Here is a 21,933-nt window from a genome sequence, read left to right as displayed (position 1 = left end):
GTCTTTTTCTATGTTCAATTTATTATCCTTGAAATATAACGTCATTGTGATATTCGATAAATTCTAATGAAGGAACAAATTTTTCTGGGAGGGCTATTTGCTGATGGTTGTAGCTTTTCAGCCATTCACGAGTATTATCATCCATTTCAGTTTTGGCGAGATTATCAGAAATTATTACATGAAGCTCTTTGTCTATGGTAATCAATCCACAGTCAAAGGCCTTATCATGCAATGAATTTAAGCATAAGCCATTTCTCGGATTAGTTTTCTCAGTTACTGCATCGCTTACACTCCAGGGTTTAATATGACTGGCTACAAGCAATTCAGAGTTGTTGATGCCAGTTATGCAGCACTTGTTATGATACGAGCTAAGAACAACTCTCCGAAAAGCATCCTGGCCAACTCTGGTCTTTACTTTCCGTACTTTGTCCCTACCCTCTGGCATATTGACTAGCTCTTGATTGTAGTACTTTGGTTCGTGTATTTCCCCAGTTGAAAGACTGTTTTTGATCAACTGGACTTGATAAGCAAGTTCTTCAAGATTTGATTCATACTTCCTATAAACAAACTCATCCATCTTGCTGCCGTTTTTCAAGCCTACAACATTCCGCTTTCGCAATTCTGGGTCAAAACGCGCAAGATTGCACATCTTCATTCCTACCGAACCAGGCGTTCTTCCAAGCAACTGTGCAAGATCAATAATTTTCGGATTACTGCCAGAAATTTGGCCAAATGGCATCTCACAATATAAAGCATATGCTAGCGTTGTCTCTTCTTCTGTCCAGCGTTTTCCCTTATTATTAGCCATAACTAATCCCCTAGCTTTTTATCCAAAATAGATTTATCGCTTTCAGGATAACACAAGAGACGAGAATTTTTTAAAACAATACACAAAAAACTGTTTCCAGCTCTCACCGGAAACAGTTTTCTTATGCTCTATTCAATTACTTCTGCAAAGCAGCAGCAACCGCGGAGTTGACGTCAGCTTGTTCGCTGGCAATCAAGTCTACCCGGGTAGCAATGACCTTCCGGTCCATCTTGATTTCCCGGTTCAGCAGCATGTCGCTTTCCTTGTCAGTAAAGAAGGCGTTATATTCGTCGTAGCGTTCCTGAGTCTTGAAGACGCGGGAGATGACAGTGATGAAAGTAGCGAATTCCATGTCGCCGCCGACCGTCTTTTCCATCCATGCCCATTCGTCTCTGATCCAGTTCCAGGCCAGTTGTTCACCTGCTGGGTTGGACAAGACGCCGCTAAACCAGCCGCGCAAGTCTTGTGGCTTAACGATTTCAGCGTTTTGGAACCAGGAAACAATCTTCTTCAGTTCGCCTTCGTCCTTGCTCTTCACGATCGCAGCTTCCAAGTCCATCTTGAATGATGGGTCGCTGGTTGCCTGGTAGAGGCTGATCAGCTTGTCAGTTAATTCGCTTGACCCGTAGTTTTCAACTTCGTTGATCAAAACGTAAGCCCGGATGTCAGCTGACAGTTCTGCCAACTTATCAGCGTATTCCACGTAGATTTCGTGAGCTTGCTTTTCAGATTCAGCGTTGCGGCCGTATAGGCTTGCTGACAAAACATATGGCCGGGTCTGGATGTCTTCATCGCTTTCCCCTGCCTTAGGCAGCCAGCCCAAACGGGCAACTTGGTCCTTAGACAAGTCGTTGTACAGAGCCCGCAGCTTCTTATCAGCATCACTGCCAGCTGGGGCAAATTGCCGCAACTTAGCAGCAGTCGTGTACAAGGCATCGCTCACGATATGGCTTTCTGAGTTCTTGAAGAGTTCCAGAACTGGTACCACGTCAGCGTATGAAGCCTGCTTGCCTTCTGCCAAAAGCCGCAGGTCTTGCAGCAATTGCAATTGGGAAACTGGGTCCAAGTCCTTGGCTTCCTTCATGATGTCGTCCATCAAAGTCTGGTCGTACTTCACGATGAAGTGGGAGTTGTTGCCCACGTTCAAGCGCAGAGCGTGGCCGGCTTCTGCCCGCAGAGCCTGGTAGTCGCCCAGGTCAAGTTCAACATCAGACATGATCTTTGGTGCCTTGAAGTTGGCGTTAAGCGGAATTTCCCACTTGCGGCCGACTTCCTTGCCTTCACCGATGAAGAATTGCTTTTGAGTCAGCTTCAAGTGGCCGTCCTCAACAAAAGCATTCACCACTGGGTAGCCTGGCTGGTCCAGCCAAGTGTGCATGATTTCCCCAATATTCAGGTCAGTAGCCGTTGACAAGGCATCCCAGAGGTCATCACCTGCCGCGTTGCCAAACTTGTGCTCGTCAAAGTAGCGCTTCAAGCCCTTTCTCAAGGCTTCGTCGCCCAAGAGTGACCGGACCATAACCAGCATTCTTGAACCCTTGGCGTAAACAATGGCCCCGTCAAAGAGGGCGTCGATTTCAGCCGGGTCGTTGACTTCCACGTGCACTGACTGTACCCCGTCGGTTGCATCCCGGGTCAAGGCAGCCGCTGCTTCAGAAGTCTGGAACATTTCCCAGATGTGCCAGTTAGGTTCCAGGTGGTCAACTGACAAGTATTCCATCATGTTGGCGAAACTTTCGTTCAACCAGAGGTTGTCCCACCATTCCATGGTTACCAGGTCGCCGAACCATTGGTGAGCCAGTTCGTGGGTCACCACAGTCGCAACCAGCTTCTTCATTTCCAAAGTGGTGTTGTCTGGGTCCAAAAGCAGGTAGGCTTCCCGGTAGGTTACCAGGCCCCAGTTTTCCATGGCGCCGGCTGAGAAGTCAGGCAGGGCCAGCTGCAGTGATTGCGGCAGCGGATATGGAGTTTGGTAAAAGTCTTCGTAGAATTCAATTGCCCGCTTGGCAATGTCCAAGGAGAAGGTCAGTTCCTTTTCAGTGTGGGCTTGGGTTGAGTAAACCCCGATCAAGACCCCGCTCTTGGTGTGGGTGGTCAATGACCGCATTTCACCAAAGGCAAAAGCAACCAGGTAGCTGGACATGCGGACAGTTTCCTTAAAGTAGTGCACGCCGTTTTCTACCCGGTCTTCTGGCATGTTGGCCAAAACAGTTTCGCCTTCGTGTTCGTCGAACTTGAGGGCCAGGGAGAAGGTTGCCTTAGCTTCTGGTTCGTCAACACATGGGAAGGCTTCCCGGGCAAAAGTAGTTTCAAACTGGGTCCCGATCAGTTCCTTCTTGACGCCGTCAACTTGGTAGTAGGACGGGTAGATCCCCATCATGGTGTCAGTCAAAGGCGCTGAGTAGTCGATCGCGATGACCGCTTCCCCAGTCTTGCCGGCTTCGATCTTGATGCCTTCAAAGTCGTCACCAAAAGTAAACGGCACTTCCTTGCCGTCAACAGTGACCTTGCTGATGGTCATGTACTTTTGGTGGACCAAGACAGTTTCTTCCTGGATTTCACCATGGATGGTGGAAGTCCCTGAGAAAGATCTTGCTGCCCGGTCAACGTCGATGTACAGATCGTAGTGATCTGGATGGAATGTTTCGTAAAAACGCTTAACAGCCATTGTTTCCTCCTATAATCCGCGTCTGGTTTTTCCTCGCGTATTGTATTCACACTTCTCTATTCTAGCAAAAAAGCCCAAATAAAGCCTCTTTAACGCAAAATATCTGTTTTTTCCCCTGCCAGCTTTTAAAAAACGCGCATGCCTCCGGGCCCGGCCTTAAGCCTTTTTCTTCAAGGAATTTACGCGTTTCCATGGATAAACGCTGACATATGCTGATCTATTTACGGGAAACACTGATAAAATAATGATTGACCAGAAATTTGCTGATATCTTATTGCTAGGGAGAAAAAATGAATCAAGAAGCCAGATTAAGAGAAATTTGCCAGTGGCTGACCAAACAGCCGCGCCTAAGCACGCGGGAAATCGCTGAACATTTCCAAGTTTCCTTCGATACCGCCCGCCGTGACATCCTTAAGCTCAGTCAAACCGGCCAGGCCTTGCGGGTACACGGCGGCGTCATGGCCCTTAAGCAAGACGATGTGCCCAGCTACTTAACCAGACAGAAGATCCTGTCTCCAATTAAGCTGGCCATGGCAGAAAAAGCCAGCCACTTCATCCACGCCGGCCAGTGCGACTACATCGGTCCATCAACTACCCTGCAGCAGCTCTGCCGGCAAATCCGCGGCCAGGAATTGCAGATCATCACTAATTCGATCGACAACGCCCTGGCTCTGCTGGACGCCCCTTGGCCAGCCGTCACCCTCTTAGGTGGCCGGCTCAACAAGGTCAACCGCTACACTTCAGATGCCCTGACCTTGGACTACTTGCGCCAGATCCGCTTCAATAAAGCCTTTATCGCCTGCGTGCATGTAGGTGAAGACGGGATCTACCTGCAAGACCAGGCCGATGCCGAAGTAATCCGCCTGGCAGTCAGCCGGGCGCAAAGCGTAATTTTGGTTGCTGAGCACTACAAATTCACCTCTAAACTGACCGCTCCCTACCTGGCAGCTCCTCTGGAAGCCATCGATGTCGTGATCACCGATGAAGCTCTGGAGTCTGCCTACCGCGAATATTTCCGCCCAAATACACGGATCGTGCAGTTAGATTAGGAGGCAAAACCATGCAAGAGGCAATTTTCCGCAAGTTTTTTCAAAATAATAAGCAAGAGAAAGAGCGTGAGCAAACCTACCAACTTCTCAAAAACTTCTACGCCAGCTTTTTCTCTGACATTTATAATGAAAGAAACATCGGCCGCTACAAGCCTTTGCGGGACGCGATTGCCCTGGTGCTGGGCCATTTTGATTCGAATGACCACCCGATGGAATACACAGCCAAGCTGGCCCTCTACCTGCCAGCCAAGGCCAGCCTCAACCAGCTCCGCTTTACCAAGGAGCAGCAAGAGCTGCTGACTGAATTAACCCGGCTGACCCGGCGGGTCAAGCTGAACTTCGTCTACCTCAGCCCCTTGGACTCGATCAGCCAGTTCAGTTTCTAACGGAAATTAATTCCATTTTTGAAATAATTATATACGTAAAAGACCAGTCAAACGACTGGCCTTTTCCTTTTATTGCATTCTCTTGACAATTATTACTAATGTTACTTATCTGTACAGCTAATTTAAAGCGCTTAAAATGATAATTTCAGCCCTGTTTCTGGCTTTTTTATGATCTTTTTGCCAAAAAAATGTTCATTTTACCAGATTGTTAACGAGCTGTGGTCGTTTTGTAACACTCCTGTCATATTCCTTTAGTAGCATAGACTTAGTTTTTTAAGAGAAGCAAGTGAGGAGTTTCTACCATATGACGTTCAAACACAATTTCAAGAAAGTTTTATCAGCAACTGCTTTTGCAGCTGCCCTCGTGGTTGCTCCCGCCGCTAACGTTTCAGCGGCTACTAATGACGCAAATTCTACCCAACAATCAGCAACTGCAACTAGTCAAGACCAACAAGCCAGCCAAGACCAGGCCGCAAGCCAGTCTAGCGCTGCTACTCAAAGCTCAGCTGATGCTGCTTCAGCAAGCTCAACCAGTTCAAGCACTTCTACTTCTAGCGCGACTTCAACCAGCACGGTAAAGAAGACCACTAAGAAGGCCAAGAAGACTACTAAGAAGAGCAAGAAGAAGGCTACTAAAAAGGCTAAGAAGACTTCCAAGAAGAAGGCAGTCAAGAAATCAACCAAGAAGGTTGCTAAGAAGACTACTAAGAAGAAGTCAACTAAGAAGACTACTAAGGCCGCTACCGCAGCTGTAACTGCCAGCGCTGACCAAAGCCAGGCTGCTGACCAAAGTTCAGAATCAAGCCAAAGCTCAACTGACCAGCAAGACGAGGCTGCTAAGAAGGCGGCTGAAGCTGCTGCCAAGAAGGCCGCTGCCGCTAAGAAGGCAGCCGCTAAGAAAGCCGCTGCCAAGAAGAAGGCGGCTGCTAAGAAAGCCGCCGCTAAGAAGAAGGCCGCTGCCAAGAAGAAAGCTGCCGCTAAGAAGAAGGCGGCTAAGAAGTCAGCTGAAAAGGCTGCTAAGTACTGGATCGCTATGCGGGAATCAGGCGGTTCCTACACTGCCAGAAACGGCAGTTGTTACGGCCGCTACCAACTCTTGATCTCTTACCTGGGCGGCAACCTGTCCAAGGCAAACCAAGAACGGACTGCTGACCGCTACGTTTACGGCCGTTACGGTTCATGGGTCAACGCCAAGAGATTCTGGCTGGCTCACAACTGGTACTAAAATCAGATAATGCCGAAGGGGGAATCGCTTGATTCCCCCTTCTTTTTTGTTCTTTTTGCCTTTTTCAAAAAGTGATACCTTTTTACTTATTTTACAAAAGTAACCTTTTGCTTTACAATATTTAAATAGTCTTTTAAATGTCTAAAATTGGGAGGAAATCATGCAGCTCAGCAACGACCAGCTTGCGAATATCGCACACGACTACTACATCAGCAAACTCAACATCGCCGAAATTTCCGCCAAATACAACCTGTCCCGCTACCTCATCGACAAGGCCTTAAGCGATGCTGAAAAGACCGGCATCGTCCAGATCAACATCAAGGAAGGAGCCAAGCGGAATCCCGGCCTGGAAAAGAGTTTCCGCCAGCAGTTTGGCCTCAAGGAAGCTTTTATCTTAAAAAAGCTGGAGACCAAGAACCAGGACAGCGAAAAGATCGTCAGCTTTGCCGCTGAACAGATCCAGAGCTACATGCAGTCCAGCAAGAACGTCGGGATCACCTGGGGCACGACCATGCTCGACATCATCAACTCCTTTACGGAAGTTAAGAATGATGACCTGACCTTCGTTCAGCTGGTTGGCTACCCTCTCCAAGGCAACGGCCGCAAGAATCCGCTGGAAAGCATCGCCGCTGCCCAATGCGGCGGCCACTTCCGCGCCCTGCCCGCTCCCCTCTACTCCTCCAACCCCGACCTGGTCAACTTGATCAAGAAGGAACCTTTTTACGAGAAGCTGGATGAGCTCTATGACCACATGGATCTCCTGGTCGCCAGCCTGGGCACCCTGCAGGCTTTTGAAGAAGAAAGCTTCCTGCATGAAAAATACGAGAGCCTCCTTTTTAAGAACATCCACCAAAAGAACATCTCCGGCATGATCTTCGGCCGGCCATACGACCATGAAGGCCACTTCTTCAGCTCAATTACTGACAAGATCATCGGCATCTCCGACCAGCAGATCGTCAAGACCCCGGTCCGCTTCGTCGTGGTCAACGACCGCTTCAAGTCTGAAGCCCTCTTAGGCGCCCTCAAGTCGGGCATCATCACCCACCTGGTCACCAGTGAAACCATCGCTGACCGGGTCCTGCAGCTGCAAGAAGAAAGCGGCCGGTAAAAAATTAATTATTTTCCCTGCTTAGCAGGCAAAAGGACCAGCTCCGAAAAAGAGCCGGTCCTTTTTTCAACCGGTATAATCTAGCTATCCCCTATTTTATATGTAAAAATCTTTCTCATTTTCCGATAATTTCTTGCCCAGCTCCTTCTTAATAAAGTAGTTTCTCTTTTCGTATAGGGTTGTAATTTAATGGCAAGAGGCTTATGATTTCTTTTGGTAAGCGCTAACAAGCGCTACTGTGTGATTGATAGGATTATGTTTGATAGGGGGAAATATCATGCGTAAGTTTATTTGGGCTGCCGGTGCCCTCGGCCTGGCAGCTGCTTTTACCGCCACACCTGTTAAAGCCTGCACGACTGTAGTAGTTGGCAAGAAGGCCACGACCGACGGATCAACCCTGGTTGCCCGTAATGAAGACGTGGGCGCCTGGTCCAAGCACTTCTATGTTCACCAGGCAACCAGCAATGGCCCGACCACTTATGTTTCTGAAGACAACGGCTTCAAGACCAGCTTGCCGAAGACTGCCCTGCGCTACACCAGCACACCAGACGGCGAGCAGGAAAATGGCCAGTGGATTTTTGGCGAGAGCGGGATTAACAGCGAAAATGTGGCCATGAGTGCTACGGAATCAGGTACGACCAACAAAAAGGGCTTGAAAGCTGACAACTTAGTCAAGAACGGGATCTCCGAAGCTTCCATGCTGGACGTGATTCTGCCTTACATCCACTCCGCTAAGGAAGGCGTCCAGCGCCTGGGCCAGATCGTTGAAAAGCAAGGCAGCGCCGAAAATAACGGGGTCATCTTTAGCGACAAGAACGAAATCTGGTACATGGAAATCGGCTCCGGCCACACCTGGGCAGCTGTCAGAGTTCCAGACAACAAGTATGCCGTCATCCCTAACCAAATGGTGATCGGCAAGCTCAACCTCAAGGACTCTAAGAACTACATGGCTTCAAGCAACCTGGTCAAAAAGGTTAAGGCCTGGTCCAAGAACAAGAAGATCAAGCTGGCTGGCTATGCAAAAGGCGCGGTCAACTACTCCAAGGCTTTTGGCACCAACGACAAGACCGACGCCATCTACAACCGGCCAAGAATGTGGGACGGGCAGAGAATCTTGACCCCAAGCAAGAAGCAGTCAATTACCAAGAAGTCCTACACCCTCTTCCTCAAGCCGGACAAGAAGGTCAGCCCGGCCAAGGTCGGCCAGGTGCTTTCCTCCCACTTCACCGGGACCAAGTACTCCAGCTACGGCAAGTGGAAGGGCGGCTACCGGCCAATCAACGTGCCAACTGACGTGGAATCCCACATCCTGCAGATCAGAAACAATGTGCCTAAGGAATACGCGGCTATCCAATGGCTGGCCATGGCCTCCCCGGCTAACAGCGTCTACCTGCCTTTCTACACCAACATCAGTGACACGCCAAGCCAGTACAAGGTTGACGGCGACTACCAGGACCCGACTAATACCAAGTCCGCCTATTGGACTTACAAGACCACGGCCATGGTAGTTGAAGCCTACAAGCACAAGAAGTTCATCGACAGCTCAACTGGCAAGAAGACGGACTTGATCTACAAGGACGTTAACCCAACTAAGAAGGCCGTAACTAAGCAGCTCAAGGCCAACCTGGCCCAAAGCGACAAGGTAGCCAAGACTTTGTCCGGTGACAAGCTGACGGCCTACTTGACTGAGCAGAACCAGAAGAACGCTGACTACGCGCAAGGCAAGTGGCAGACCATGAACAAGAGCTTGATCGTCCACTCCAACAAGCTGGCTCCGGTAACCAAGTCCAAGCTCACTTTCAACAAGTAATTTTATTTCTGTAATTTCCATAGTAACTGTAAACAAGAAGTACTTTAACAAGTAAAAATAGTAACATCGATATTTTAAGCCGCGCTAAAAAGGCAGCCCCGCTAAGGAGCTGCCTTTTCACTTACAAATTTTTCACTTTACTTACAAGTACTTTGCAAACTTGCTTTTAAACTTTTTACCACAGGCCGATCAGCTTCATCCACAAGCCGCCGATACCGCCGTAGACTACCAGGTAGAAGAGACCCAAAACGAAGCACATCTTCCACCAGTCAGTCTGCTTGACATAGCCTGGGGCGAAGAGGGCAGTAGCCGGCCCACATGAGTAGTGGGTGGTTGACTGGAAGATCGCCCCAGTCATGCCCAGCATGATAGCCGCGAACATTACCGGTACGCCGGCACTCTTGGCAATCAAGAGCAGCGGAGCGTACATGGCAACAACGTGGGCCGTGCCGGAGGCAAAGAGGTAGTGGCTGTAGAAGTAAACCAGAACCAGGATGACCATGACCAGAACTGGTGACATGCCGCCGATGACAGACTTGATTGAAGTCTGTAGCCACGGAATCACGCCGCCCTTAAGGCTCAGTTGGTTGGCCATGAAGATCAAGATTGAGAACCAGATGACAACGTTCCAGGCACCAGTTTCGCCCAGCATGTCCTTGGTAGTCAGCACCCCGGTTACCAGCAAAAGCGCGGTTGCCAGGAAGGCTACCCAGGTAGCGTCCAAGCCGATGAAGCTGGACAGCATCCACAAGACAAGGGCCAGGATGAAGACTGCCATCATAACCTTCTCAGAAGCCTTCATAGCGCCCATTTCCTTCAATTGGCCGTCAGCCCATTCCTTGGCGTTAGGAGTTTCCTTGATCTTAGGCGGGTACATCTTGTAGATGATGATTGGCACTAAGATGAAGGAGATCAAGGCTGGCACGATAGCGGCTGCTACCCAGCCGAACCAGGAAATCTTGACCCCGTTAGCCGCTGCCAGACCAACCGCGGCCACGTTAGGAGCTGAGGCAGTCATGAAGAGGCTGGATGAGATCGTGTTGGCGTGGAATTCGTTGAAGACCAGGTAGGAACCGATCTTGTCTTCCGTGCCATCAGAAACCTTGGAGCCGAAGGTGTCGGACAAGGATTCGATGATTGGCAGGACGATACCACCAGACCGGGCAGTGTTACTTGGAGTGGCTGGTGAAACAACCAAGTCGATCATGGACAAGGAGTAGGCCAGACCCAAAGTCTTTTTCCCGAAGGCCCGGACGAAGATCAAGGCGATCCGCCGGCCCAAGCCAGTCTTGGTAAAGCCCCGGGCAATCATGTAGGCCATGGCGATGGTCCATGGAGTTGAGTCAGCAAAGGCTGACAGGGCTGGCTTCATTTGCACCAGGCCCAAGCCGATGATGATCACGTAGGCGATGATGGACACCCCGGCGATTGGCAGGGGCTTGGTAATGCAGGCAATGATCGTCGCCAGGAAGATGGCGAACATATGCCAGCCGGCAACGGTGATGGTCGCCGGGCGCAGAGGAGTGAGCAGGAAGAGCCCAATCCCGATGATCAAAGGCCAGATGAAGCCTTTGTAATTAACTTTTGCTAACATTTTTTCTCCCGCTTTTTGAAAAACTATTCTTCCGGCTTAGTCCGGTCGATGTTGGTCATGGCCATGTAGTCCATCCATTCATCGTATTGTTCTTCAGTCACCTTGCCGCTCTTCAGGGCAGCTTCCTTCAAGGTAGTGCCTTCACGTTGAGCAGTTTGAGCGATTACGGCAGCTTCGTGGTAGCCGATCTTTGGTGACAGAGCAGTAACAGTCATCAAGGAGTTTTCCAGCAAGTCGTCCATTCTTTGTTCGTTGACAGTCAAACCGTGGATCATCTTGTCAGCGAAGCCAGTGATCGTGCCGGCCAGGATGTCAGCTGATTCCAGGAAGGCAGCGATCATGACAGTCTTGAAGACGTTCATTTCGAAGTTACCTTGGCTGGCAGCGAAGTTGATGGTTACGTCGTTACCCAATACACGGGCTACAGCCATGGTTACGGCTTCAGCTTGGGTTGGGTTAACCTTGCCTGGCATGATTGATGAGCCTGGTTCGTTGGCTGGGATGTTAAGTTCACCGTAGCCGGCACGTGGGCCAGAAGCCAGGAAGCGGATGTCTTGGGCGATCTTGAACATGTCGTTGGCCAAAGTCTTGAAGGCACCGTGCATTACGCTCAAAGCTGAGTGGTGAGCCAGGCCCCAGAACTTGTTGGTGTCAACCTTGAATTCGTGGCCGTAAACTTCTGACAGCTTGCCGGCGATTGCTTCAGTCATGCCTGGGGCAGCGTTCAAGCCAGTACCTACGGCAGTACCACCGATAGCCAATTCGTAAAGGCTTGGCTTCAATTCTTGGATGTAAGCCAGGTCATGCTTCAAGGCTGAGATGTAGCCGGAAACTTCTTGGCCGAAAGTCAAAGGAGTAGCGTCTTGCAGGTGGGTACGGCCAACCTTGACAGTCTTCCAGTACTTGTCTTGCTTTACCTTAAGTTCGTCAATCAGGTGTTCAATAGCTGGTTCCAGCTTGTCGACAGCTTCAACGGCAACGATGTTCATTGCAGTTGGGTAAGTGTCGTTTGAGCTTTGGCCACGGTTGACGTCGTCGTTAGGCAGGATGTTCAAGCCTGGGTGAAGCTTGTTAGCCAGGTTGGCAACAACTTCGTTGACGTTCATGTTGGTTTGAGTACCTGAACCAGTTTGCAATACGTGAAGTGGGAAGTCCTTGCGCAAGTCTTCGTCGCTAAGTGCCAGCAATTGGTCGATAGCTTCTTCGATTGCTTGTCCCTTTTCAGCTGGTTCGTCGCCAACTTCAACGTTTGATTCAGCAGCAGCCTTCTTCAAGTGCAGGAAAGCACGGATGATAGCCAATGGCATCAATTCGCCGGATGGGAAGTTGTTGCGGCTTCTTTCAGTTTGCGGGCCCCAGAGAGCTTCCTTAGGAATCTTAACTTCACCGATCGTGTCTGATTCAATACGGTATTCTTGTTCTGCCATCTTACAAATCTCCTTACAAAAAAACTTTACAAAATTCTTGCTTAACTAATTGCATTATATAACGGCTTTTTTGAATTTTGTTAAAAATAACACAGCTTTTTGCTGTTTTTTAAAGAATTTCAAGAGCTATCTATTTTTTGAAATTCGGGGAATTTTTTAGCAAAATTCTTAAAATGTAAAAGTTTTCAGCCAGAAGTAAGCGATTGCTAGAAGCTTTTCGCAATTTAATTTGATGTAGCAAAATTTTTTCGGCCTGTTTTTTACAGGAAGTTAATGAAAAATGTAACTTGTGAAATATTCATTTGCTAAAAGCGGTTCAGGCAGCTTTTTTCTTATAATAATACGTTTTCATCGTTTTTGAGAAGAATGCGCAAAATGAGCATAGCTGAAAAATGAGGGATTTTTGGCAGTTGCATCCCCAGCACAAAGACAAAAATATAAGGAAAAAAAAGAGCTTCAGAAGTTGCTAAATGCTTCTGAAGCTCTTTATTTATAGACTGATTTTTACCAAATTAGGGATTACTTTTCTTGCTTTCTTTTCTTAAGGCTGAAGCCAAAGAGAGAAACTCCGGCCAGCAGAGAAAGAATACCTGCCAAGATGCCTGGCTTAGCGTCCTTTTCACCAGTTTGCGGGAGCTGGGCTGCAGTAGCAACTGGAGCCTTGGCTACTGGTGCTGTATTGGCTGACTTAGTTACAGGAGTTGGCGTCTTGGCTGCTGACTTAGTTGCTGGCTCTTCATCCGTGTTAACTATAGTCACAACGTCACCGCCGTCAGTATCTTTTTCCGTATCAGCTGGTTCTTCAGTATTTTCCTCAGCAGTTGGTTCTGTAGAAGGTTCTTCGGACGGCTCGGTAGTCGGTTCTGTCGTTGGCTCAGTAGACAGTTCCGTCGATGGTTCAATACTTGGCTCTGTTGATGGCTCAGCACTTGGTTTAGTCGTTGGATCCGTTGACGGTTCTGTGCTTGGCTGAGTCGGCTCAGTTGGAGTCGTTGGGTCCGTCGGTTTTGTTGGTTCAGTTGGAATCGTCGGATCTGTCGGCTTACTTGGTTCCGTTGGAGTCGTCGGCTCGGTTGGCTCAGTCGGCTTACTTGGCTCCGTTGGTTCAGTTGGAGTCGTTGGGTTCGTCGGCTCAGTTGGAGTCGTTGGCTCAGTTGGAGTCGTTGGGTCTGTCGGTTTCGTCGGCTCAGTTGGGTCTGTCGGTTTTGTCGGCTCCGTCGGAGTTGTCGGTTCTGTCGGCTGTGTCGGTTCCGTTGGAGTCGTTGGGTCCGTCGGCTGTGTCGGTTCCGTCGGAGTCGTTGGGTCCGTCGGCTTGCTTGGTTCCGTTGGAGTTGTTGGGTTCGTCGGCTCAGTCGGCTTGCTTGGCTCCGTTGGGTCCGTCGGATCGGTCGGCTTGCTTGGCTCCGTTGGGTCCGTCGGATCGGTCGGCTTACTTGGTTCCGTTGGAGTTGTTGGCTCAGTCGGCTTACTTGGCTCCGTTGGTTCCGTCGGCTCGCTCGGCTTACTTGGCTCCGTTGGAGTCGTTGGTTCGGTCGGCTGAGTTACTTCCAAGGCAGCCAGGCGGGCCTTAGCCAGGTTCAAAGCGTGCAAAGTTGCGGCCGCTTTTGCCGTAGCAGTGGCCAATGCTTCCTTCTTTTCCGCCAGATCAGCTTCCGCCGCGGTCAAAGCAGCTTGCGCGCTTGCCGCGCTTGCCTTTGCGGCTGCCAAAGCCTGGTCTTCCTTTTCCGTGGACGTTGACAGTTTGGCACTTTCTTCTGCCTTAAGAGCAAGTTCACTGACTTGAGCATCAGCAGTTGCCTTTACTTCTGCCGCCGCAGCTTCAGCAGTTTCTGCTTGGGCCTTTACTGCCTGCAAGTCCGCCAGTTTCTGCTGAGCAGTTGCCAATTCAGATTCAGCCTTTTGACTGGCCACGTTAGCTGCTGCTGCTTGAGCACTTGCTGCTTCTACCGCGGCATTTGCGTCAGCTGCAGCTTTTTCTGCATCCCCGACTGCCGTTTCAGCCGCACCAACACTAGCTTGCGCGCTTCGCAGCTTCTTTGCCTTCTCTTCAGCCTCTGCCTTAGTCGCTGCCAGCTTGGCAGTCAAATCCGCCACCTTGCTTTCCGCCGCCCGCAAAGCTTCCGCCGTGCTCTTTACTTCGGCTTCTGCCGTACTTGCCGCTTCAGTCTTTTCCTTTAAAACTGCCTGCTTTTCCGTCAAAGCGGTCTGGGCACTGGTCAACGCCGTTTGCGCAGTTGCCGTTTCAGCCTTGGCCGCGTTTAAAGCAGTCTCTGCCTTAGTCGCCAGCTCTTGCGCCTTGGTCAAAGCTTCCGCCTTAGCCGCCGTCGTTTCCTGGGCAGCAGCATAGGCTTCTTGGGCCTTCTTTATAGCTTCATCTGCCGCGGCTACCTTATCTTTTGCTGTCTGCAGATCTTTTTTGGCCGTCTCTAACTTGCTAGTTGCGGAAGCGAGATAATTCTTTTCTGGTTCCAAGTAAAGGTACTGGTATTGATCCCGCGCGCTTTCTTTCTTAGACAGCTCAGTCATCGCGTCAATTACCTTCTGCCGGTCCCCTGTCCCTAACGCCGGAACTTCATATTCGGTTGAATGGTCATTGGTGAAGCTGACTGAGTTAAAGTGGATCTGCAGGAAGTGGTCAATCGACACGCCCAAGTATTCCGTTCTGGCTGGGTTGGCAAAAAGGAAGGCCTTCATATGCCCCCAATTTGAGCCGGAGTCGTCAACCAGGCAGCCCAAGATTGACTCATAGATCGCCTGCTTGAGCTTGTTCATGCCAATCGTGCCCGTGTAGGCCTGGCCCTTTTGCACCGCGTTTCTGACCGCCGTGTATTCAGCAAGATTCTTGGCCTTTTCATCTTGCGTGTAATTCAGCCAGACAAAGCCGTTGGTCGCGTTCTCCGTTTCACTGTTGCTGGTGATGCCGCGGCTGCTGTAGTCCATTGCAACTCTATTTAAGGCCAGCACGTCGTGACCTCTTGCTCCCAGCCGCCATTGGTCAGCATCATATTCTTTTGCTACGTCACTGGAATATTGCACTGAATTCTGGCTGACCTTGTAAGCCTTCCGGCCATTGGCCTCGCGCAGCGGATTGATCAAGGAAGCCGCGTACAAAGTCAGTTCCTTAGCGTCATCCGCGTTCATCACCTGGCCATCAACAAATTCCACTTTCCGCCCTTCATCAGCGGCCGCGGAAATGTAGCGGTTGTTGTAGGTAAAGCCCGGCAGGCCCTTTTGCCCAACTTCATACAGCTTCTGGGCGGCTGCCGCCTTGCTGTTTTCGTCCGCAACATAGTATTCCTGAGCCGCCTCTAAGAAGCCATCTGGCAAAACGATCTTGTTGACGTCGCCTTCTGCCGTTTTGATAGTTTGAAGATTGGCTTCCGCGTCAGTCACAGCCTTTTGGTAAGTATTCTCAAAAGTATTCTGCCGCTCTTTCGTCAAATTCTCGTGGTAGTCATAAGCAGCTTGCGCGGTCGTGACCTTCTTCTCTAAGTCCGGAAGCTCGCCGCTGTATAAAACTTCCGTTGCTACCTCAGTGTCTACGGCAGACTTAGCCTTGGCTTCATCGTTAGCCGCCGCGGTCTGCTCAGCTTCTGCTGTAGTCTTGGCGGTTTGCGCATCATCGTAAGCCTTTTGCGCTGCTTCCTGGCCAGCAGTCTTTTGATCAGCATTGTCTTTGGCTGAATCATAGACAGTTTGGGCTTGATTTGCAGTAGTTTGGGCTTCTTCTGCTGCCGCCTTGGCCGTTTCCTGGGCCTTTACCGCATCAGCATTGACCTTTTTCGCCGTACTTGCTTCTTCGCTGGCCTTTTGCAAATCTTGCTCATTCTTCGCTACGGCAGTCTTTGCTGAGTTTGCTTGGGCAGAAGCTTGGGCTAAGTTTTCTTGGGCATTTTTAAGGTCAGAAGCTGCCTGGTCTTTAGCCGCGGACTTTTGCCCCGCCTGGCTTTGGGCCGTTTCTTGGGCTTGAGCGGCGGAAGCCGCCTGCTCTTTGGCTTGCTTTGCTGCCTCTTCTTTTTGGCTGACCTCTTTTGCCTGGTCACTGGCTGCTTGACTGGCAGCTGCCGAATTTTTCTGCGCGTCCTGGAGGGCTTGTCCTGCCTTAGTTTGTGCTTCTTTTGCCTGGTCTAAATCAGCTTGATCAGCAGCTTGGGCAGCCTTGTTTGCCTCCGCGGTCTTAGCAGCTGCTGCTTGCGCGTCTTGGGCCGCGGTCAAATCAGTTTGGGCAGCTTCATTGGCCTTTTTGGCCTCGTTAACCGCACTTTCCTGGTCAGCGACCGCGCTTTGCGCCTGGCTGGCCGCCTGCTGAGCCTGCGTGTTTTCCGCTTCAGCCGTCTTAACGTTCTCTTGGGCCGTCTTCAAGTCGTCTTGACTGGAACTAGCCTGGACGTCATTAGTGGCCGCGCTGACTGGCTGAGGCAAATTTGTTGCCGCGCCCAGGCTGACTGCCCCAATACCAGCAGCCGCAACTGCTGCCATCTGCTTGATCCGGGTCTCGCTTCTCGCTTTCATGTTTTTCCCCTTTTCACTCTTAAATAGTAAAATCACATATATACCTAATTATAAATGATGGAAAGATTCCCGGGAAAGCAGGAAGTACCGGAAAAGCAAAGATTCTTTTATCTATTAAAAGGACAAAATTATCATCAAAAAAGCAATAAAGCTGCTCAACTATTTTTTCCCAAAGGATCGGTAATTAGCCTATAATTTTAGTTAAACCGTCTGAAAAAAGAGCCTTTGCAAGCCAACTTGTGCTAGGCTTGTGAATGCGAAAGGAAGATTTATATGGCAAGAATGTCGCGCAGACAGTACCAAGAAAGACAAGAACAAACCGCGCAAAAGCAGACGCGGCAGACAAACCCTAATTCCGTTCCCCGCCTGAACACTGACGGGGCGTCAAGAAGCGAGCAGAAGGTCCGGCTCAACTTCTGGCAGATCTTCGCCGACCGCCCATACGTCACGGTCATCATGATCGGCCTGGCCCTCTTCTGCATCCTGGCCAAGTGGTGGATCGGCCTGGCCATCATCATCGTTTTGACCATCGCCGGTATCTTCGTGATCGGCCGCTCTCACCACCCTAACCGGGTCCTCAGTCTGGAGTTCAAGCTCAAGGCCTCCCGCAAGCTGAGCATGATTAAGGCCCTGCAGCTTTTGGGGTCAACTATCATGTTCCTGGCCGCCTACATGCGGCAAATCGTCAGCGTTGACTTCTCCAGCGCCGGGGCAACTGACAGCCTGACGGTCATCCAGAACATGCTCTCCAATCAGGGGACTTTTGGCCAGCAAGGGTCCTATTTCTTGAACCTCTTCAACCAGCTGACCGGGGGATCGCTTTGGGGGACCTACCGCTACGCCACCAACAGCTCACAGATGATGAACTCCACGGCCGGCACCATGATCATCCTCTGGATCTTCCTTTTGATGATCGCCCCGGCCTTCTGCGTTTTGTCCCAGTTCTTCAGAGAACCTTACTCCCGGCACGTGATGACGGTGGCCTCCTTGATCGCCACCATCTCCTTTGCCTTGACGCCAACTTTGATGAACCGCTGGGTCATCTCATATGCCGTGCAAAACCAGATGAGCCAGGCAGCAGCGGAAAACGCCGTCCAAGTCGGCGGTATGGTCTACCCGGCCATCATCTCCGCCGTCTTCGTCTTTATCCTGGCTATCTACCGGGAAATCAAGAAAGATGAATTTGAATAACAATGAAAAAAGCTTCAGTATTGCTTTACTGAAGCTTTTTCGTTTGATTCTAAATCTATTTTGTCAGAAAAATCCAAAGCAGGTTGACTGCCAGCAAAACAGCTGCCGTGCATCCCTTCCACAAATTGTATTTCTCTGCCGGCGCCTTCTTGTTCACCAGGTACTCCATGCCAAAACCGCAGACCAGGTTTAAAGCCAGCATGACCAGGCGGTACTGCAGCGTTCCCCAACTGCTCAGCAAATTTTGCAGAGCCAGCAGAGTAAAGACGATTGTCACGTAATATTTTCTCAACATCTTCTATCTCTCTCTTGTAAGCAAAAATATAATTTACACTATTTTCAAATTGGTATTAGCTTAAATCATTATGAGAGAGATGTCAATCTCCATTTCCTAGCCCAGCAATTTCTGATACAAGGCGTAAGTCCGGGCGTCGTAGGCCACCATGATTACCCGCATTTCGTAATCCTTGTGTTCTCTCAGCCACTTGCGGACCTCACCGAAAGCCACCTTGCTGGCCGCGTCCAGCGGATAGCCGTAGACCCCGGTTGAGATCGCGGAAAAAGCGACCGAATGCAGACCCTGCTCTTGGGCCACCCGCAAACTGTTTCTGTAGCAGGCCGCCAAAAGCAAGGGATCGCTGTGTGAACCCGAGTAAATCGGCCCTACAGTATGGATGATGTACTTAGCCGGCAGGTTAAAGCCCGGCGTGATCTTGGCCTCACCCGTCTCGCAGCTGCCCAGGGCCCGGCAGGCCTCATGCAATTTCGGTCCCGCTGCCCGGTGGATGGCACCGTCGACGCCACCTCCGCCCCGCAATTCCCGGTTAGCCGCGTTGACAATCGCGTCCACCTTCAAAGTCGTGATATCCCCTTGCCAGATTTCTAAATTCATTAGTCTTTCTCGTCCTCCTCTAAGTACATTTCCCGGAACTTGTCCAAGTCAGCCTGCTTGAAGCCCAGTTTTCTGGTAAAAAATTTGTCAAAACTGCCCCAGCCCTGCCGGATGGTCTCCGTGATTCCTTTAACCGCGGGTCCTTCGCCCCGGGTCACATTCATCTTCGCGATCACCTGCGACAGCTTCTCATTAGTCGGATGCTGCTTCTCAATGGAAAAATCGTACAATTCATCCGTCAATAAGTAGTCCTCCGCGATCGTCTGGTCATCCACCCCCAGGGCCATCAAGATCAAAATACTGATGATCCCCGTCCGGTCCTTGCCAGCGGCGCAGTGGTAGACCAGGGCCTGGTCCTCCGGCAGTTTCAGCAGTTCTTCAAAGACCCGCTTGATCCCCTCTTCTGAATGTTCATTTAACAAAACCTGCTGGTAAATCTTGGGCAGGTAGTCGTCAAATTCCGGCAGATGGTGAAAAAGGCGCAAGAAAGGATGGGCCTGGTTGAAACGGTCGCCTTCAGCGTAAAGACCAATATTCACAAAATGGACCCCCGGCCAGAGCAGGTCGGGATAAGACCGCTGCTCCCGGCTGGACCGCAGGTCGCAGTCCACCGTAATGCGCAGGTTGGCCAGCTTGACCCGGTCCCTGGCCGACATCTCATTTAAGGCCGCTGACCGGTAAATCTTCCGCCACTTGACCCGGCGGCCGCCTAGACCTTGATAGCCGCCCAGGTCGCGGAAGTTGACCGGCATGTCCAGTTCTATCACCCTTTGCAGCTCCATCCTGCATCCCCCTTTTCTAAAAATCCGCGAAAATTTCTTCTCCCTTCCATTTTAGTTTTCCCGGAATTTTTTGGCAAAAAAATCGCCCCAGCTTAAGCTGGAGCGAAAATCTTATTCCAAAAACTTGTCCCTAAGCCGGTCCAAGTCTCCTTGGCCAAAGCCCAGGCTGGCAAAATAGCGGTCAAAGCCGCCCCAGGTCTGCCGGATCGTTTCCGTAATCCCGTAAAAAGCCGTCTGGCTGACCTGGGTCTGGTTCATCTTGGCAATCTGCTGGCCCAGACGGTCGTTTTCATCTGCCTCATCCCAGTCCCGGCTGTATTCCCGGCTGAGCAGGTAGTCCCGCAGGATTTCCCGGTCTTCCAGGCCCAAAGCCATCAAAACGATCACCGACACCATCCCGGTCCGGTCCTTGCCCATGGAGCAGTGGTAGATCAAGGCCTCATCATCTTCCAGGGCCAGCATTTCCTTAAAAATCTTCCGCATCACCAGGCCCGTTCTAGGGGCGACAAGGTTCTGCTGGTAAACCATGGCCAGGTAGGATAACTTGGGCAGCTTGCCCGAATACTTCTCCCAGGCCGCCTCAGCTGCTTCCTCTTCATCCCCGCTCTCGCTGTAAAAGTGGGCGTCGACCAGTTTAGCTCCCGGCCAGAGCTTGTCCGGGAAGTTGTCCTGCTCATGTCTAGAGCGCAGATCGCAGTCCACCACAATCTTCCGCCGGGCCAGTTCCGCCTGGTCCGCCTTGGTCAAGTGGCTGAGTGACCCCGACCGGTAGAGCCGGCCCCACTTGACAGTCCGGCCGTCCTGGCTGACGTAGCCGCCCAAATCCCGGCAATTGTAGCCGGCCTCTAACTTTACGATCCGCTTTGGCATTTTTTATCCCTTCATCCTGTCAAACGTTAAAAACTAAAAATCTTTCCCATGGGCAAAGACCCGGGTGGCCAGAACCGCCCGCTGCCAGCCCGCGTAGAGCCGGTCTCTTTCTGCCTCTTCCATCTTCGGGGCAAAGGCGGCCCCGGTCTTGGCAATCTCCTTCAAGCTATCCAGGTCTTGCCAGTAGCCGACGGCTAAACCGGCCAAAAAGGCGGCCCCCAGGCCAGTCGTTTCCAAATCCGCTGCCCGCTCGATCTTCTTGCCTAACAGGTCTGCCTGGAACTGGAGGAGGTAGTTGTTGTTTGAAGCCCCGCCGTCGACTCTGAGAACCGGAATCTCAATACCCGAGTCCTTCTGCATGGTGTCGACCACGTCCCGGGTCTGGTAGGCCAAGGACTGCAGGGTTGCCTTGATCAAGTCCTTGTCGCTGCTGCCTCTGGTCAGGCCAAAAATCGCCCCCCGGGCTTCACTGTCCCAGTATGGTGCCCCCAAACCAGTAAAGGCGGGAACCACATAGACTTCATTGGCGTCTTTAGATTCCAGGGCGGCCTGCTCTGATTCCGGAGCTGAGTTCAGCAGCTTGACCGAGTCTCTCAGCCACTGGATGGCTGACCCGGCCACGAAGACTGACCCTTCCAAAGCATAGTTTACTTGCTCGCCCAGCTTGTAGCCAATAGTCGTCAGCAAATTATTCTTGGATTCGATCGGTTCCTCCCCCGTGTTCATCACGATGAAAGACCCGGTCCCGTAGGTGTTCTTGACCATGCCCGGCTTGACGGCCAATTGGCCAAACAAGGCTGCCTGCTGGTCCCCGGCCATCCCGGCGATCGGCACCCTGCCGCCGAAGAACTGGTAAGGGTCGGTTTCCCCGTAGACTTCAGAATTTGATTTAACCTCCGGCAGCATGGCCCGCGGAATCTTCAGCAGGTCCAGGATCTCCTGGTCCCAGGTCAAATCATGAATGTTAAAGAGTATGGTCCGGCTGGCATTGGTGCAGTCAGTTACGTGGACCTTGCCCCGGGTCAGCTTCCAGACCAGCCAGGTGTCGATCGTGCCAAAAAGCAGCTCCCCTTTTTCCGCCCTTTCCTGGGCCCCTTCCACATGGTCCAAAATCCAGCGGATCTTTGTGGCGGAGAAGTAAGGGTCGATCACCAGGCCCGTCTTTTGCCGGATCATGTCGCTATAGCCGTCCTTAACCAGCTTTTCCGCGATATCGCTGGTCTGCCGGGACTGCCAGACGATGGCCGGGTAGATTGGCCGGCCCGTCTCCTTGTCCCAGACCACCGTGGTTTCTCTTTGGTTGGTAATCCCGATGGCCGCCAGCTGGTCCGGCCGGATGGCGGAGTTGATCAAGGCCGTTGACGTCGTGATCTGGACCGCGTTCCAGATTTCCTCAGCTTGGTGCTCCACCCAGCCAGGCTTGGGGAAGTACTGGGTAAATTCCCGGGCCACGCTGGCCACCTGCTCGCCGGCATGGTTGAAGATAATTGCCCTGGTTGAGGTCGTCCCCTCATCGATTGCCAAAATGTATTGTTCGCTCATGTTGTAATCCTTTTAAACTTATCCTTTTCTTGCTTTACTTACTTGCTTTTTCGCCGTCTTTTGCGAAAA

The 21,933-nt window shown here is 51.1% G+C and carries 16 protein-coding genes; 6 read left to right on the top strand and 10 right to left on the bottom strand.

The features are described from left to right. Nucleotides 1–22 precede the first annotated feature (22 nt). Nucleotides 23–808, bottom strand: coding sequence for an HNH endonuclease (locus ACLUXO_RS07430; protein WP_412137002.1), 786 nt, complete (start codon nucleotides 806–808; stop codon nucleotides 23–25). A 136-nt stretch (nucleotides 809–944) separates the two neighbouring features. Beyond that, nucleotides 945–3,476 carry a M1 family metallopeptidase gene (locus ACLUXO_RS07425; protein WP_412137001.1) on the bottom strand — a complete coding sequence of 844 codons (2,532 nt, stop codon included), beginning with the start codon at nucleotides 3,474–3,476 and terminating at the stop codon, nucleotides 945–947. A gap of 290 nt (nucleotides 3,477–3,766) precedes the next feature. Between ACLUXO_RS07425 and ACLUXO_RS07420 the strand changes: the two genes are divergently transcribed. From ACLUXO_RS07420 to ACLUXO_RS07400, 5 genes are all read left to right on the top strand, one after another. Next, nucleotides 3,767–4,525, top strand: a complete 759-nt coding sequence (locus ACLUXO_RS07420) for a DeoR/GlpR family DNA-binding transcription regulator (RefSeq protein ID WP_412137000.1) — start codon at nucleotides 3,767–3,769, stop codon at nucleotides 4,523–4,525. Between the two features lie 11 nt (nucleotides 4,526–4,536). After that, nucleotides 4,537–4,911 (top strand): bacteriocin immunity protein, encoded by a 375-nt coding sequence (locus ACLUXO_RS07415; protein ID WP_412136999.1) that lies wholly within the window; start codon nucleotides 4,537–4,539, stop codon nucleotides 4,909–4,911. Nucleotides 4,912–5,215: 304 nt separating this feature from the next. Next, the gene (locus ACLUXO_RS07410; RefSeq protein WP_412136998.1) at nucleotides 5,216–6,136 is read left to right on the top strand and encodes an aggregation-promoting factor C-terminal-like domain-containing protein; all 921 of its coding nucleotides are present in this window, start codon (nucleotides 5,216–5,218) and stop codon (nucleotides 6,134–6,136) included. A 160-nt stretch (nucleotides 6,137–6,296) separates the two neighbouring features. Next, nucleotides 6,297–7,244, top strand: a complete 948-nt coding sequence (locus ACLUXO_RS07405; RefSeq protein WP_412136997.1) for a sugar-binding transcriptional regulator — start codon at nucleotides 6,297–6,299, stop codon at nucleotides 7,242–7,244. A 277-nt stretch (nucleotides 7,245–7,521) separates the two neighbouring features. Beyond that, the gene (locus ACLUXO_RS07400) at nucleotides 7,522–9,054 is read left to right on the top strand and encodes a C69 family dipeptidase (RefSeq protein WP_412136996.1); all 1,533 of its coding nucleotides are present in this window, start codon (nucleotides 7,522–7,524) and stop codon (nucleotides 9,052–9,054) included. 175 nt (nucleotides 9,055–9,229) lie between these two features. On the opposite strand, the gene ACLUXO_RS07395 is transcribed toward ACLUXO_RS07400, so the two are convergent. The 3 genes from ACLUXO_RS07395 to ACLUXO_RS07385 form a co-directional block, all read right to left on the bottom strand. Next, nucleotides 9,230–10,648: a DASS family sodium-coupled anion symporter gene (locus ACLUXO_RS07395; protein WP_412136995.1), complete on the bottom strand. Its 1,419-nt coding sequence runs from the start codon at nucleotides 10,646–10,648 to the stop codon at nucleotides 9,230–9,232. A 23-nt stretch (nucleotides 10,649–10,671) separates the two neighbouring features. Next, complete coding sequence (locus ACLUXO_RS07390) at nucleotides 10,672–12,075, bottom strand: class II fumarate hydratase (protein WP_003613167.1); 1,404 nt, start codon at nucleotides 12,073–12,075, stop codon at nucleotides 10,672–10,674. A 519-nt stretch (nucleotides 12,076–12,594) separates the two neighbouring features. After that, complete coding sequence (locus ACLUXO_RS07385) at nucleotides 12,595–16,587, bottom strand: SEC10/PgrA surface exclusion domain-containing protein (RefSeq protein WP_412136994.1); 3,993 nt, start codon at nucleotides 16,585–16,587, stop codon at nucleotides 12,595–12,597. Nucleotides 16,588–16,860: 273 nt separating this feature from the next. Here ACLUXO_RS07385 and ACLUXO_RS07380 point away from each other — a divergent pair, with 273 nt between their 5' ends. After that, nucleotides 16,861–17,778, top strand: coding sequence for a cytochrome C5 (locus tag ACLUXO_RS07380; protein WP_412136993.1), 918 nt, complete (start codon nucleotides 16,861–16,863; stop codon nucleotides 17,776–17,778). Nucleotides 17,779–17,833: 55 nt separating this feature from the next. On the opposite strand, the gene ACLUXO_RS07375 is transcribed toward ACLUXO_RS07380, so the two are convergent. The 5 genes from ACLUXO_RS07375 to glpK all read right to left on the bottom strand — a co-directional run bounded on the left by ACLUXO_RS07375 (nucleotide 17,834) and on the right by glpK (nucleotide 21,864). After that, nucleotides 17,834–18,073 carry a hypothetical protein gene (locus ACLUXO_RS07375; RefSeq protein WP_412136992.1) on the bottom strand — a complete coding sequence of 80 codons (240 nt, stop codon included), beginning with the start codon at nucleotides 18,071–18,073 and terminating at the stop codon, nucleotides 17,834–17,836. 96 nt (nucleotides 18,074–18,169) lie between these two features. Next, the gene (locus tag ACLUXO_RS07370; RefSeq protein ID WP_412136991.1) at nucleotides 18,170–18,670 is read right to left on the bottom strand and encodes an O-acetyl-ADP-ribose deacetylase; all 501 of its coding nucleotides are present in this window, start codon (nucleotides 18,668–18,670) and stop codon (nucleotides 18,170–18,172) included. Next, nucleotides 18,670–19,452 carry a tyrosine-protein phosphatase gene (locus tag ACLUXO_RS07365; RefSeq protein ID WP_412136990.1) on the bottom strand — a complete coding sequence of 261 codons (783 nt, stop codon included), beginning with the start codon at nucleotides 19,450–19,452 and terminating at the stop codon, nucleotides 18,670–18,672. Before ACLUXO_RS07365 ends, ACLUXO_RS07370 begins: the two co-directional genes overlap by 1 nt. Before the next feature lie 111 nt (nucleotides 19,453–19,563). Beyond that, the gene (locus ACLUXO_RS07360) at nucleotides 19,564–20,322 is read right to left on the bottom strand and encodes a tyrosine-protein phosphatase (RefSeq protein ID WP_412136989.1); all 759 of its coding nucleotides are present in this window, start codon (nucleotides 20,320–20,322) and stop codon (nucleotides 19,564–19,566) included. A gap of 33 nt (nucleotides 20,323–20,355) precedes the next feature. Next, the gene (gene glpK, locus ACLUXO_RS07355; RefSeq protein WP_412136988.1) at nucleotides 20,356–21,864 is read right to left on the bottom strand and encodes a glycerol kinase GlpK; all 1,509 of its coding nucleotides are present in this window, start codon (nucleotides 21,862–21,864) and stop codon (nucleotides 20,356–20,358) included. Between the last annotated feature and the right edge of the window lie 69 nt (nucleotides 21,865–21,933).

This window comes from Lactobacillus delbrueckii subsp. bulgaricus (genome assembly GCF_046938665.1).
Lineage (GTDB): Bacteria > Bacillota > Bacilli > Lactobacillales > Lactobacillaceae > Lactobacillus > Lactobacillus delbrueckii_C.
Note: the sequence above shows the minus strand (reverse complement) of the source record. Positions and strands in the feature narration are given on the sequence as shown.

Excerpts from the sequence above, each read along its gene's own strand:
- ACLUXO_RS07430 (WP_412137002.1), bottom strand. The coding sequence starts at position 808 with ATGGCTAATAATAAGGGAAAACGCTGGACAGAAGAAGAGACAACGCTA.
- ACLUXO_RS07425 (WP_412137001.1), bottom strand. The coding sequence starts at position 3,476 with ATGGCTGTTAAGCGTTTTTACGAAACATTCCATCCAGATCACTACGAT.
- ACLUXO_RS07420 (WP_412137000.1), top strand. The coding sequence starts at position 3,767 with ATGAATCAAGAAGCCAGATTAAGAGAAATTTGCCAGTGGCTGACCAAA.
- ACLUXO_RS07415 (WP_412136999.1), top strand. The coding sequence starts at position 4,537 with ATGCAAGAGGCAATTTTCCGCAAGTTTTTTCAAAATAATAAGCAAGAG.
- ACLUXO_RS07410 (WP_412136998.1), top strand. The coding sequence starts at position 5,216 with ATGACGTTCAAACACAATTTCAAGAAAGTTTTATCAGCAACTGCTTTT.
- ACLUXO_RS07405 (WP_412136997.1), top strand. The coding sequence starts at position 6,297 with ATGCAGCTCAGCAACGACCAGCTTGCGAATATCGCACACGACTACTAC.
- ACLUXO_RS07400 (WP_412136996.1), top strand. The coding sequence starts at position 7,522 with ATGCGTAAGTTTATTTGGGCTGCCGGTGCCCTCGGCCTGGCAGCTGCT.
- ACLUXO_RS07395 (WP_412136995.1), bottom strand. The coding sequence starts at position 10,648 with ATGTTAGCAAAAGTTAATTACAAAGGCTTCATCTGGCCTTTGATCATC.
- ACLUXO_RS07390 (WP_003613167.1), bottom strand. The coding sequence starts at position 12,075 with ATGGCAGAACAAGAATACCGTATTGAATCAGACACGATCGGTGAAGTT.
- ACLUXO_RS07385 (WP_412136994.1), bottom strand. The coding sequence starts at position 16,587 with ATGAAAGCGAGAAGCGAGACCCGGATCAAGCAGATGGCAGCAGTTGCG.
- ACLUXO_RS07380 (WP_412136993.1), top strand. The coding sequence starts at position 16,861 with ATGGCAAGAATGTCGCGCAGACAGTACCAAGAAAGACAAGAACAAACC.
- ACLUXO_RS07375 (WP_412136992.1), bottom strand. The coding sequence starts at position 18,073 with ATGTTGAGAAAATATTACGTGACAATCGTCTTTACTCTGCTGGCTCTG.
- ACLUXO_RS07370 (WP_412136991.1), bottom strand. The coding sequence starts at position 18,670 with ATGAATTTAGAAATCTGGCAAGGGGATATCACGACTTTGAAGGTGGAC.
- ACLUXO_RS07365 (WP_412136990.1), bottom strand. The coding sequence starts at position 19,452 with ATGGAGCTGCAAAGGGTGATAGAACTGGACATGCCGGTCAACTTCCGC.
- ACLUXO_RS07360 (WP_412136989.1), bottom strand. The coding sequence starts at position 20,322 with ATGCCAAAGCGGATCGTAAAGTTAGAGGCCGGCTACAATTGCCGGGAT.
- glpK (WP_412136988.1), bottom strand. The coding sequence starts at position 21,864 with ATGAGCGAACAATACATTTTGGCAATCGATGAGGGGACGACCTCAACC.